Origin of the sequence: Nostoc sp. DedQUE02 (genome assembly GCF_034531035.1) — a bacterium.
Classification (GTDB): Bacteria; Cyanobacteriota; Cyanobacteriia; order Cyanobacteriales; family Nostocaceae; genus Nostoc.
This window is the reverse complement of sequence record NZ_JAVRBY020000010.1, coordinates 1-12,965: the sequence shown is the minus strand read 5'-3', so window position 1 is coordinate 12,965 and position 12,965 is coordinate 1. Positions and strand designations below refer to the sequence as shown.

The 12,965-nt window shown below is 40.9% G+C and carries 9 protein-coding genes; 5 read left to right on the top strand and 4 right to left on the bottom strand.

What is annotated here, in order from left to right; translation table 11 throughout:
• Positions 1-1,794 precede the first annotated feature (1,794 nt).
• The 4 genes from RMX98_RS11330 to RMX98_RS11315 all read right to left on the bottom strand — a co-directional run bounded on the left by RMX98_RS11330 (position 1,795) and on the right by RMX98_RS11315 (position 8,872).
• Positions 1,795-2,547 carry an FHA domain-containing protein gene (locus RMX98_RS11330; protein WP_322678987.1) on the bottom strand — a complete coding sequence of 251 codons (753 nt, stop codon included), beginning with the start codon at positions 2,545-2,547 and terminating at the stop codon, positions 1,795-1,797.
• A 1,114-nt stretch (positions 2,548-3,661) separates the two neighbouring features.
• Positions 3,662-5,257 (bottom strand): serine/threonine-protein kinase, encoded by a 1,596-nt coding sequence (locus RMX98_RS11325; protein ID WP_322678986.1) that lies wholly within the window; start codon positions 5,255-5,257, stop codon positions 3,662-3,664.
• 514 nt (positions 5,258-5,771) lie between these two features.
• A complete protein-coding gene (locus tag RMX98_RS11320; RefSeq protein ID WP_322678985.1) occupies positions 5,772-6,602 on the bottom strand; it encodes a phytoene/squalene synthase family protein in 831 nt (276 codons plus the stop codon).
• A gap of 740 nt (positions 6,603-7,342) precedes the next feature.
• Entirely contained in the window at positions 7,343-8,872 is a 1,530-nt protein-coding gene (locus RMX98_RS11315) for an FAD-dependent oxidoreductase (protein ID WP_322678984.1), read from the bottom strand.
• Between the two features lie 494 nt (positions 8,873-9,366).
• Between RMX98_RS11315 and RMX98_RS11310 the strand changes: the two genes are divergently transcribed.
• The 5 genes from RMX98_RS11310 (at position 9,367) to RMX98_RS11290 (ending at position 12,880) form a co-directional block, all read left to right on the top strand.
• Positions 9,367-9,816: a hypothetical protein gene (locus tag RMX98_RS11310; RefSeq protein ID WP_322678983.1), complete on the top strand. Its 450-nt coding sequence runs from the start codon at positions 9,367-9,369 to the stop codon at positions 9,814-9,816.
• The gene (locus RMX98_RS11305) at positions 9,813-11,027 is read left to right on the top strand and encodes an NRAMP family divalent metal transporter (protein ID WP_322678982.1); all 1,215 of its coding nucleotides are present in this window, start codon (positions 9,813-9,815) and stop codon (positions 11,025-11,027) included. The genes RMX98_RS11310 and RMX98_RS11305 overlap by 4 nt, the downstream gene beginning before the upstream one ends.
• A gap of 3 nt (positions 11,028-11,030) precedes the next feature.
• The gene (locus RMX98_RS11300) at positions 11,031-11,390 is read left to right on the top strand and encodes a hypothetical protein (RefSeq protein WP_322678981.1); all 360 of its coding nucleotides are present in this window, start codon (positions 11,031-11,033) and stop codon (positions 11,388-11,390) included.
• Entirely contained in the window at positions 11,390-11,725 is a 336-nt protein-coding gene (locus RMX98_RS11295; RefSeq protein ID WP_322678980.1) for a hypothetical protein, read from the top strand. Before RMX98_RS11300 ends, RMX98_RS11295 begins: the two co-directional genes overlap by 1 nt.
• A gap of 492 nt (positions 11,726-12,217) precedes the next feature.
• Complete coding sequence (locus RMX98_RS11290; protein WP_322678412.1) at positions 12,218-12,880, top strand: HEAT repeat domain-containing protein; 663 nt, start codon at positions 12,218-12,220, stop codon at positions 12,878-12,880.
• Positions 12,881-12,965: the final 85 nt, after the last annotated feature.

Sequence of the window (12,965 nt, the reverse complement as noted above, 5' to 3'; positions counted from 1 at the left end):
TGTTTTTGGCAAACAATAGCAACTTCTGACGCAGATATTCTCTACCAGAAAATAGTGCTTAATCCTAGAATACTTGATTAATAGATGGATGTCCCTTGATCTTTCACTCCCCTAATTCAGTTAATATCCACTTTTGTTTTTTTGACACACCACAACAATCAATTTTCTAATAAATTTATCCGGAGTATGGCGGTTAAACCTAGAACATTTAATTGGTAGATGCACCCTGATAACTAGCTCCCCTGGTTGGCTAACGCCCACTGGGGGTTTTTTTATGAAAATTGAGTCCTATTTATTGATTAACCCTGAAACACCCATTTTGTCAGGTAGCGTATCGGTCTTTTTATTGGTAGGTCTTTCCTGATAACTAACCCCTCTGAAATTTTTCTCTGAACAATAAATAATAACAACTGCAACGTCTGCTGATTTGTCCGGTAGCGACCCATTTACTTTAGAAAAGATAGTTGGTAGATGCACCCTGATAACTCACTCCCCTGGTTGGTTAACACCCACTGGGGGTTTTTTCTAGTTGCGTAGATGTAACCCGCGTCGTAGACATCGCCATCAATCCTGATTTAGTTCATTTTCTCCGGAAGGTACTGGCTGCCCCTAGAAAACATTATTGGTAGATGCACCCTGATAAATCACTCCCCTAGTAGGTTAACACCGACTGGGGTTTTTTTATTTAAATAAAATAACTGACCCTGAGAACTTACTCCACTGGTTGGCTAACACTCATTGGGTTTTTTCTAGTTGCGTAGATGTAACCCACATCGTAGACATCGCCATCAATTTTGATTTAGCTCATTTCTCCCAGAGATACTGGCTGCCCCTAAAAAATTATTCGTAGATGCACCGCGATCGCTCACTCTCCTAGTAGGGTAGCACCAACTGGGTTTTTTTATTTAAAAAAATAACTGACCTTTGTACAAATTTATCCGGAGTATGGTGTTCAACCTGAGAACATTTAATTGGTAGATGCACCCTGATAACTAACTCCCCTGGTTGGCTAACGCTCACTGGGGGTTTTTTTACCGTAAACGTATAGTAGTTTGTCTTTAGCACGCCCTAGTATAACCTGCCTACATAACTAGAATGCACCCTACTCTTGTTACTACTGGTGGTATTTGAGTATCCTCTTGTTGCGAGGATAGAACATAAGCTGCTCACTCAATTCCTGAATCGCTTTCTTTTTATTGTGAGCTAAAGATGCCACTCCAAAATGATTGCTATGATATTTAATCATATTTCTTTATTTTTTTTCTATATTTTGACTCTGACGGAAAACGAGACGCAGAGCTAATAATTTTAGATATGGGGATCAGTCGGTAGTCGTTAGGAACTTTTAAATCCCCTGAAACGATTGTATTACTTGAGCCACAGTGAGTAAGAATAACCGAAAAGTATTTTTAGTAACATCAAAGCCTGAAAAACCTAACCCACCGATCTAGCCTTACCTACCTATGAGCAAATGGGGCTTTCCAAGCCTCTCCCCACAGGAGGAGTTTGGCAAGGGGTTTATAGTTAAATCCCGTTTATTTCAGCCAATTCTTCATAGAGACGCGTTAGCGCCGCAAGAAATTAGCGTAGCGTGTAAAACCCAGTCCAATTTTGCGTCTCTACAAGTCAAAAATCAGTGCCAAAAATCTTTAACCCAAGGTGTTGGTTTCTAGTATACCTTGCGACTTTTCAAACATCCTCAGAGGTTTTTAACGAGATAAAGCTTTTTGGCTTACTGGCTTTTACTTTCAGTTGACACGCATGAACATTATTGGATGTCAATAAATTGTGTTGCTATTTAGAATTTTTGATCTGGCTGGGATTAGCCGGTATTTCTCTAGTAAAAAAGCGGTCTAAAATTTCTGATTTTTGTTCTGAACTGAAATTGTCGTAACAATTTTCAAACTTCTCAACTAGTGCAAATTTTCTCAAGGTCTCTAAATTAGAATCTGGTTTTTCAGTTAAAGATTTTTGCCTGTTCTGGAGAGAAGTAAGCATTTCTACTGTATTGTTATTCTTCCGATGCACAAGCTGCATCAATAAATCTATTGCTACAGTTGGCAAAACGCGGTAGGTATAATTCACAAAAAAATCAAAAGTCATATTGCCTAGACGGATACGATCGCCATCTTTGAGCTTGATCGGCTTAACAGCGCGATCGCCATTCACAAACGAGCCATTGGTACTGTTGAAATCAATTAAGTAAAAGCCTTGCTCATCAATATGTTGAATAGCAGCGTGGCGACGAGACAGATGATTGTCAGCAATATAAATACCACTGTTGCGATTACGACCTATCGTCCATATCTGCTGCGGCTGTCGTAAACTTTGAGTCTGATTGTCGCACAAGTTAGTCATCAAATAAACAGCAGCACTATCCACTACACCATGTACGTAACATGCTTTCACTCTCGTCAACGACGGCTGAGATAGGTTTTCTAGCTGAAGAATTTCATCTAGAAGGCCACTGTGGTGTTCATACAACTTGACAAATACTTGATATAAAGTTAATCGCCGTTCTATTTCTGTTTGTGCAAAGTCAGTCATTATACGTAAACCTTGTACTACCTGATTTTGGTTGTGAATATTCTGCTTCAGCTTATAATCAGGGGTAAATAATTGATTTTTCGCTTTCCGCCACCATTTAAAAACTTGAGTGGCTTAAGAGCGTTCTATTTTACACTTATTAGATGCGAGATTGCCTGTTTTGTCTAGCTATAAAAAGCATGAAAATATCTTTAAGAAAGTATTATGATGCTTTATTGTTTATTGTAAATAATCATTTGTTATTTGTAACAGATAGAAATTATAAAGATTTTATTAAGAATTACTAATTATCTGCGTATTTTTGCTGTTTCACTCGATCTTTCTTAACATTTGCGAGAGTGATAGCTATCGCTCAATCCAAAAATTATACCTATTTGGTCAATTATGAAGAAATCTGAGTTTATAATCTGCGATGATTTTCCAAGCGAGCAAGAAACAAAATTGCAATCTGCCGTAATTAAATGAAAGCTCGTAAGAAATGGCTCTAGCTTTTGATAATCTTATATAGAGAGAGAGAAATCGCTCACTACAAACAAAAGTTTTATCTTACATTTAATTACGTCTATAAAAATCTGTGCAGAAGTGACAGAAAGATCCCCGGCTTCTTCAAGAAGCCGAGGATCTGAGCTTTTCGGTGGAGAGCAAATCAAATATAGCAATCCGATTTGATTTCTAAACTTATTTGTGTAGGAGGCAATAGGCAATAGGCAAGAAGGCTCCTTGAGTTGTACTGAATTTTTTCAGAAATCAAATATGAGTCCTATAGGATTGTTATACCTACTTAATGCAATACGCTTGGGTTAAGCCAGAAAAATAAATTTGCGTAGGTTGGGTTGAAGAACGAAACCCAACATTTTCGGGCATTTGTTGGGTAACACTAAAGTTCAACCCAACTTACAATTATCCTCAACCCAAGCGTATTGCTACTTAATGGATCGTTAAAAAAGTAAGGAGGCTATTTTACTAATCTAAATAATCGGTTTCAATAAAAAGGACTGAGCCGTAAAGATAGTCTAAAATCTAATATCCAAAATTAAGTCACCCCAGCTAAAAATCACGCCAATTGGCTCAACTGTGGCTACTACAAGTAAGTGGCTCGCAATTTTAAATCAAATCACAACAAACCTCGTTTCCCATTGGGGCGCACGGTCATCCAATTTGTTTTTGCTAGTGCTAGCTGGTCATCAGAAATTTTGGCACTGGTGAGATTAGCACCACACAGATTAGCTCCTCGGAGATTAGCATTGCTGAGATAAGCATTGCTGAGGTCTGCGCCTCGCAGGTCTGCACCTTCTAAATCAGCATGGTTAAAGTATGCTTTGCTCAAATTAGCATCCTTAAGATTTGCTCGAGTCAGACTGGCTCTGCCAAAGTCACTATTGTGAAGATTAGCTCCCTGGAGATTGGTTTTTTGCAATTGAGCGGAATGAAAATTTGTTTGAGATAAATCAGCACCTTGCAAATTCAGCAAATTTAAATTGTGTAAGGCAAAATCCCGTCTTCCTTTCAGATAGGCTGTTAATAAACCTTGGGTATCTAACTTCCGCTCAACTTTAGAATTTTGAACTTGTGAACCATTGCTGTTGCTACTGAAAGCCGTTGATTTGGCCATCCCAGAACCCTGGTGTAATCCTCCAGCTTCAGCTGCCTTGGCTCGTCTAGCACGAATCGCTGCCGCTACCTGTGCCACTCCAGTACTGGTAGCAGCAGGGTTGTTACATAAAACAGCAGAATTTTCCAGGTGGTTATGTGTTCGCTCTTTAGATCCGTTATCAGATTTAATCAGCAAACCCTTTGCTAAACTATCTAAGTATGGTTCTATTTCTAATGCTCTGAGAACTTCTGCTGCTGACTGATAGCGATTACGTACAGACACCTCTAACATTTTTCGTAATACATTGCCCAAGTGATCGCTCACTTGCACAAGCTGTTCCCACATCATCTCGCCAGTGTTGGGATTGTAATCTAAATCTTTAGGAGTTTTGCTAGTTAGTAAATAGATACATGTCACGCCCAGTGCATAAATATCACTGGCGTAGACTGGACGCATAGCCATTTGCTCTGGAGGTGCAAAACCAGGAGTACCAATAGCATACGCAGTTAATGCTGTCTGTCCTGATGGGCCACTCGCACCTTGGCTAATTTGGTTTTTGACAGCACCAAAGTCGATAAGTACCATTCTGGCATCTTGAGTGCGGCGGATTAAGTTGGCTGGCTTGATATCACGGTGAATCACCTTTTGATCGTGGATATATTGCAACAGTGGCAAAATCTCGCTCAAAAATTGCTTGACTCCGGTTTCGGTCAAGATGCCGTTGAGTTTGACCTCCTCTTGCAAGGTATCACCACTGATGTATTCTTGAACCAAGTAGAATTGCTCGTGGTCTTCAAAATAATCTAACAATCTTGGTACTTGGGGGTGATTGCCAATCTTACCTAGAGTTTTGGCTTCTCGCTCAAAGAGTTCTCTGGCCATCTGTAAAACGTGTGGGGCGCTTCCTGATGGGCGTAATTGTTTGATTACGCAACTCGGTTCTCCTGGTAAGCCTTGATCGTTGGCTAAGAAGGTTGCTCCAAAGCCACCCTGACCTAATGGTTTGATCACTTGATAGCGATCGCGCAACAGTAGTTGCGAGCCACAAGACTGACACCTTTGGCTATATACCAAATTTTCTGGATTGGGACAGGTAGGATTTAAGCAGTAGCTCATGCACTCTCAACTCACTGCACGAATAATCACGGGGAGTGTTATACTCCCTTTCAATTATTTAGACATTAATCAACTCTTGCCAGGTAATTTTTGCTGGAAATCCTTTGAAGAGTTTCTAAAGTTTAGCTGAGATTACGTAAAGCCATCGCTAAAACAAGATAATTTATTATACTTACATTGGCAAATACTGCTTTTGCCACTTTATACCAATTGGTAATATCTAATAACGCTCTCTTAAGGCTTGCGATGTGTAGCGTGCTGCTATCCCGGCTCGTTAAGGTAATTCAGAATTGAGAGAGTCAGGTTTAATCTGCGTTTTTGGATGATTGGATCTGTAGTCTTATTTTGGAGAATTGGTATTTAAAGTTATTGGAGGGCAGTGCCCAACGCCAGTTACCATACTTGGGGAGACCCCAAGACCGCACTGGCTACCCTACAGAAAATCGCTGTAGGATTTTGGATGCCCAAATTTGGAGGCAATTTAGAATCATCTCCATTAGTTGTTAAGAGACTATTAGCTGGCTTTCATGTTCACACTAATCAGCTGTTCGATAAGTGCAAAAACATCGCTGCGGCTGAGTTTCTCTTTACCATTAGCAAGGGCGTCAAGAGTGCCGTTAGCCAATGTTAAGGGGATTTGACAAAAATCTAAGGCGGGGCCCGTAGGAAGGTCTTTAGTATAAGCTTCTGCCAAGGCTAGATTGCGTCGGGCATACTCTTGCATATTTTCTGCATTCCAACCTTCTGGGAAGAATTCTACCCCACGCCCCAAATCTTCAGTATGATTACGCAGGATATTAACTGCTTGTAAACCCCGACCAAACCCAATCGCCTGGGTACGGTTCGTCTGTGTTCCATCATACCAAGTCCATAAGTCTGAAAGTAACAATCCCACTGCACCTGCAACTCCAAAGGTATAGCGATCCAAATCAGATTCTGTGTAAATTTTCCAGTTTTTTTCTGCCCAATAAGCCATCCGGTCTGCCATTGCAGCTGTGGCATCCCAAATTCGAGGTGCAATGGTGTCTGGTGCTAGCAGTAACCATTCTCTAATCCTCAAAGTGACTTCTTCTAATGAATTCTCATACCCACTAAATCCTGCAAAGAAAGCATCTACCGCGAAGCCATCAACTCCTGCCTGTAATGTCAGGCTAATTGTTCTTAACAGCTTCGCTTTAGTAAGATTATCTAATTCGGGATGATCTTCAATTTCATCAATAGCACGCATACACAAATATGCTGATGCTACTGCTTCTTGCAATCCTGGCGGTAAAACACTAATTGGGATATAAAAAGTTCGGCTAGTTTCTTTGAGGATTTGCAATGCATCTCTACGTAAATTCATGTTATCACTCCCCACTTGATTTTTGCACCACATGAAGTTTGCAGTTTTTTGATGATACTGGATATAGTTTTGACTAAACCTTAAAAACTATAGACTATAAGATACGCTAGTATTTCATCTAAAAATTGAGAGTTTTTGGTGTTGCAATTAACAAAACCTCAAATTGATCAAAGTTTAGTCTAGTATAGAGGTTTTTGGTTGCAAAAGTGTTTGAGGTGTCGTTTGATATAGCTTTCATAAAGTTTTAGGATAGATATAAAGAATTATGGTAATATTTGGTTGGATTTGAGAAAATTTTTCTATAAGCAAACATCCATTTTAGCGATTTGAAAGTGCTTGAAGTCTGCGTTAATCTGACTAACAAATTGTAATTATTGTATATATAAAGACAATTCAGGAAAAGCTGACAATGGATAACAGTATTTCTACGCAGTTTTGGCTGCGTACAGAGGTTTGCTGAAGAGTTAGGGTTAGTTAAATTGGATAACATATAAGGCTGCGATGCCTGAGTTGGGCTATGCCGAATCGGTGAGAGTGGGAACCGCCTTGCTATTCAAAGTGACATAGAGTGACCATAACTCAGAACAAGAAGTTCCCGTATATTTACGAGATTGACAATAAAAAAGTGGGCTGTTTGCCCACTCAACAAAATATTTCTGAATATTTGACCTCTGAACGATCTCAAGCTATGGAAATTCAAGTAGTTGTTTGGAGTCAGGCTAAAGTTATGACTTTTATTTTTACTTGCTTTCCACTGATGTCAGTCCATTAATCGCTGGGCCGTTGATTACTTTTCCCTGGGTATCGAAGCGCGAACCGTGACACGGGCAATCCCAAGTCTTTTCTGAGGAATTCCAAGCGACAATACAGTTGAGGTGAGTACAGATTGCAGAATGTTCGTACAATATACCGTTTTCATCTCGGTAAGCTGCGACTTTTGTCAAACCACGTAACACTACTGCACCTGTACCAGGAGTAATTTTTTCGACGGAATCAACATCCCCTGGTTTCACCCAATCTAAATATTGGGCAGCAACGTTGAGATTTTCGGAGATAAAGTCACCTATTCCCCCAATTCTCACACGCGATGGGTCATAAAGCTCTGTCCAGGTATTTTTGCGTCCTAAAATCAAGTCAGTTAAGAGTATCCCCGCGATCGTGCCGTGGGTCATTCCTATGCCTGTGTCACCAGTAACGATGTAAACGTTTTCTTCATCAAAGGGGTTTTTGCCAATGTAGGCAATACCATCATCAGAATTCATTACCTGACCTGACCAACGGAATGAAACTTCCTGTGCCATCGGGAAACGTTCTCGCGTCCACGTTTGGAGTTTGGCATATCGTGAGGAGGCATCGTCAGCTTGCCCAGTTTTGTGGTCTTCACCGCCAACAATTAATAGATCGTGTTGTTCGTCAATGCTTTGTAATCTTACGTAGTGATAAGGGTCGAGGGTATCCCAGTAAAGGGCTTTGGAAACAGAACCGCGAGGTACTTTTGCACCGATAACAAAGGTGATGTATGGAGCCTGCTTGAAGTGCATGGTAGCCAAGTTACTGATGGGTGAGTTAGTCGCTACTACCACAGCATCAGCCGTTACGACTTTACCACTGCTTGTTTCAATACGAGCGGGTAAACCACCTTTGATTTTTTCTACGTGCGTACCTGTATAAATTCTACCGCCACGGCGTTGAATGGCTTCTGCAAGTCCAGTTAGATACTTCAGGGGGTCAAATTGCCCTTGTTGGGGAAAACGCAGACAGACTCCTGTATCAAAGCCAGTCAGAGGCGCTTTTTTTACCATTTGGACATCAGTGAGTCCAACCCGGTGTGCTGCTTCTAATTCGTGCTGAATCTCATCTAATGATTTGAGGTCTGGCGGGAAGAGATAGCCGTCAAGTCGCTCAAAGTCGCAGTTGATATTTTCTTGGGTAGCGATCGCCTCTATAGTATTAATTGCTGTTGTATGACTTTGAGCAATCAGTTTTGCGCCCTCTTTACCGTGCATTTGCTCTAGTTCGTAGTAACGATAAGCCAGCACGTTCGATATGTGTGCCGTTGTTCTTGCCGTTTGACCGCCACCAATGGGGCCATCATCTAGGACGACTACTGATTTACCTGCGCGGGTTAACATGTAGGCAGTTGACATCCCCGCGATTCCAGCCCCGATAACGCACACATCTGCATGAGTATTTTCGGTAAGCACAGGTTGCTCTGGAACTTCTGCCGTTGTCATCCAAATAGAAATAGTTTTACCAGAGTCGTTTTGCATATTTTTTTAGAGTCTTAAGCCTAACTTAATTCTGCTGGAAAGAAGGTTATGAAGGTAAGAGTAATGAGAAACTAGAAGGAAAAATATCAAAAATTTTCCCTTCTATGATTGTGCCTTTATATGTCTTTCAACCTTGCCATAACCAAGCTAAGATATGTATTCCAGCTTGTTATTGTATAAGCCTAGACTATTAATTGTAAATAACGTATCTGCATCATGATAGACATCGAAATCTGCTTAATAGTGGATGCAATTGCTAAATATTTGTACTTTAGAAATAAATTTCGGCGTATTTTGTAAAACCTTTTACCTTGTAACTGCCATAATTTACTAGAAATAAAAGTAATATTCTAATTTTTGAAGGTAATTTCCGTTAATACAATATATTTTGATATTTTGAAATAATATTTTACAAAATCTTTCGTTAGATAGATGTACACTATTGCCAAGATGAAATCAAAAATATATTTGTGTTGGCTATGGAGAGTTTATAAATGCCAGAGCCTGGTAAATTAGGATCTGTAATTAACTGTTTATTAATACTGACATTGTTAGCCTCTTGCAGTGGGAAAACTTCTGTAGAAGATATAAAAAAAGAAACACAAAATATATCTTCTTGGGTAGCAACAGCAAATATGGTTGGTGATGCTTGGATACGCAATGTTGTACCAAATAAATATGCTGAACAAACATTGAAAAAAGCCACAGAAGAACTGCGAAAAGAAAAAGATGAAATAGACAAAATAAAGTTATCTAAAGATGTAACGGAGCATGATAAATCACTACTATTAGCTGAAGTAATACGGTTAACAAATAAAACAGAAGAAATATCCCAGGCTGTAGTACAAAGAAATCGTTTAGAAGTACGGCAAAAACTCGGAGAATTAGCAGCAGAAGAACGATCGCTAAACAAGCTAAAGAAAAGTAGCAGGGCAAACCAATGAATAAAATTTTGGAAATCGCGCTTGGTATTGTTACCAGTATTGGTGGGTTTCTGGATGTAGGCGCGATCGCTACTGCTGCGGAAGCTGGATCTATTTACAGCTTCCAACTAATCTGGGCGATTATCTTAGGGACAATTTGTGTAATCTTTCTGGTGGAAATGTCTGGACGATTAGCAGCCGTTAGCAAACATACATTAGCTGCGGCTGTGCGAGAACGATTTGGGTTCAACTTTTATATTATTCCACTAGTTGCAGAAATTGTCGTTGATTTTCTGGTTTTAGCAGCCGAAATTGGTGGTGTTTGTATCGCCCTGCAATTAGTAACAGGTGTTAGTTTTCAGTGGTTTGCTTTACCCGTGGCTTTTGCAATTTGGTTGCTACTTTGGAAAGGGACATTTGGATTAATTGAAAACGGGATTTCTTTTTTTGGATTAATTACACTAGCATTTGTTGTTGCTACTTTTAAGCTGCATCCATCTTTAACTAAAATTGGTGCTGGTTTCTTGCCAACTCTGCCACAACAAGACATCGCACATTACTTGTATCTCGCTGTTGGGATCTTGGGTGCATTGATTAGCCCATACTTGTTTTATTTCTACTCATCTGGTGCAGTAGAAGATAAGTGGGATGAAGGGTATATCGGTGTGAATCGCGCTGTCGCTGGTTTGGGGATGGGCTTTGGTAGTATCGTATCGGTGGGAGTGTTGATTGTGGCAGCACTGGTACTCAATCCCAAAGGTATCCAGGTGGATAGCTATGAACAGGCGGCGCTGATGTTGACAGAACCTTTTGGTTACTGGGGTTTTGTGTTATTTGCAGCATCTTTAGGGATTGCTTGCTTTGGTGCTGCATTGGAGGTAAGCCTCGACACAGCGTATATTGTGGCTCAAGCTTTTGGTTGGAATTGGGGCGAAAATCTGAAACCAAAAGATGCTGCACGTTTTAGTTTAGTCTACACCGTGTTTGTTTTTCTCGCCTCATTACTGATGGTATTTGGTATCGATCCATTGCAATTGACTTTGTTTTCAATGGCGATTACAGCAGTGATTTTGCCGCCTGTAATTATACCTTTTTTGGTTTTGATGAATGATGAATTATATGTTGGCAAGTATCGTAATGGGTGGATTAGTAACAGTGTTGTCATTTTTACGATCGCGCTGACATTTGTGTTAGCGATCGTTGCGATTCCATTAGAAATTATTGGAGGGTAAGAAATGGATCTGATCAGAGATGTTCTTGATAATCAATTAGTTGACCGTAATCAACGCAAAATGGGTAAAGTTGATGGCATTGTGATGGAGTTGCGCGATTGCGAACCACCACGACTTGCTTATATTGAAGTAGGAGTGACAAGCCTTAGTAAACGGCTAAATCCCCGTTTGGCACGTTTAATAGCAGCAATTACAAGTAAATGGGGCGCTAAACAAAGTGAACCGTTTCGGATTCCCTGGTCAAAAGTGCGGGATGTTGGTATTGATGTTGATGTGGATGTTGAAGCAGAAGCAACACCAGCTTTAGGGTATGAAAAATGGCTGCGCGATCGCATCATCGCACGAATTCCAGGAGGGGGATAATGACAACTCGTGAAATTCATCTAGAATTACTGCTGGGTAAACCAGTACTAGACTCAACTGGTAAAGCCGTCGGACGCATTGAAGAAGTACGCGCCGAACAACAAGGCGAAGAATGGATTGTTAAGGAATATCTTATCGGTTATGCTGCGGTGTTAGAACGGCTATCTGCCTGGACAATTGGGTTAGGAATCTTGCATCTACTGGGGGCGCACAAAATCCACGGTGGTTATACAGTACCTTGGGACAAGCTAGATTTGACCGACCCTGACAAGCCGTGTTTGCGTTGCAGTCTAGATGCATTAAAGTCATTAAACGAGCAGCCACAGGATATATAAGACATCTCCGAAAAAGATTTAGATACCACAAATTTGCACCCAGACTTGGCGTTGCTGATTGCGTTATTTCAAAATCCTTGTAGAGACGTTGCAATTGCTAGTCTCTACATCCAAATTCATACCTCGATTCAGGAACACCTTTATTTTTTGGACGTTGCAGAGAAAGCGGGATGATTTGACAACTTCTAAACCATTTCGGCTACGCGGGAATCGAGCGACTTGCACTGAGTTTCGACACTTCGACTACGCTCAGTGCATCGCTACGCGGAAATCGAGCGTTCGCGTAGCGTCTCGTAGAGAAGTCGAGATTCAACTACCGCGCAGTCGAAGTGAGTCGAGATTCAATGACCAACGCTCAGTGACCACCTGCCGCCTGCCTCTCCCAATTCATCCCACTGTTCTGCAATGCCATTTTTGGAAGTCTCTGGGAATGCGATCGCCATTTGTTCAATCTGTAAAATAAAGTAAAGAATAGCTGTACCAAATGCACCTATGGAAATCCATAAAATCCAAGCTGAACTGAAGAACCCAGATTTTCAATATCGCTTGAAGGCGATCGCTGCCCTCAAAGATTATGAATCAGAAGTTGCAGTTCCTCTGCTCACAAGTAAACTTCATGACTCAGAATTTCTGGTGCGTTCTTTTGTCGCAAGGGGTTTGGGTAATCAACAATCAGCCGAATCTTTTGCGGCTTTGATGCAAATTATGAAATTTGATGATACCCCCAACGTGCGAGCAGAGGCGGCAAATTCTTTATCGCTATTTGGCAGAGTCGCAGTTTCTCATCTAGTTCTGGCATTTTATCAGGATGATCACTGGCTAGTTCGGCGGAGTATTTTGGCTGCGATCGCTGAAATGGATTGTCCTGAAGAACTATTTGATGTCTGCATTCAGGGTTTAAAAGATGAAGATTTCACAGTTCAAGAATCTTCTGTTGATGCACTCGGCTTACTAGCTAATTCTAACCAACATACTGCCGCATTATCCCAAATACTAACGTTAGTGAATGTTGAATCTTGGCGGATGCGCGTGCGAGTTAGCTATGCTCTCAAACGATTTGAAGAACCGGAAGCAAAGGCAGCCCTGAACCAACTCCGACAGGATGAGGATCACCGAGTTGTGGGAGCTGCTTTAGAAGACTTGTTGCCACATTGAAGGAGGCAGGATAGCGTAGCGTAAAGCCTTCTCTGCGAGAGGCAACGCCTTCGGCATGGCTTCTCTACGAGACGCTGCGCGAACG

Excerpts from the sequence above, each read along its gene's own strand:
- RMX98_RS11320 (WP_322678985.1), bottom strand. The coding sequence starts at position 6,602 with ATGAATTTACGTAGAGATGCATTGCAAATCCTCAAAGAAACTAGCCGA.
- RMX98_RS11325 (WP_322678986.1), bottom strand. The coding sequence starts at position 5,257 with ATGAGCTACTGCTTAAATCCTACCTGTCCCAATCCAGAAAATTTGGTA.
- RMX98_RS11315 (WP_322678984.1), bottom strand. The coding sequence starts at position 8,872 with ATGCAAAACGACTCTGGTAAAACTATTTCTATTTGGATGACAACGGCA.
- RMX98_RS11290 (WP_322678412.1), top strand. The coding sequence starts at position 12,218 with ATGGAAATCCATAAAATCCAAGCTGAACTGAAGAACCCAGATTTTCAA.
- RMX98_RS11305 (WP_322678982.1), top strand. The coding sequence starts at position 9,813 with ATGAATAAAATTTTGGAAATCGCGCTTGGTATTGTTACCAGTATTGGT.
- RMX98_RS11310 (WP_322678983.1), top strand. The coding sequence starts at position 9,367 with ATGCCAGAGCCTGGTAAATTAGGATCTGTAATTAACTGTTTATTAATA.
- RMX98_RS11300 (WP_322678981.1), top strand. The coding sequence starts at position 11,031 with ATGGATCTGATCAGAGATGTTCTTGATAATCAATTAGTTGACCGTAAT.
- RMX98_RS11330 (WP_322678987.1), bottom strand. The coding sequence starts at position 2,547 with ATGACTGACTTTGCACAAACAGAAATAGAACGGCGATTAACTTTATAT.
- RMX98_RS11295 (WP_322678980.1), top strand. The coding sequence starts at position 11,390 with ATGACAACTCGTGAAATTCATCTAGAATTACTGCTGGGTAAACCAGTA.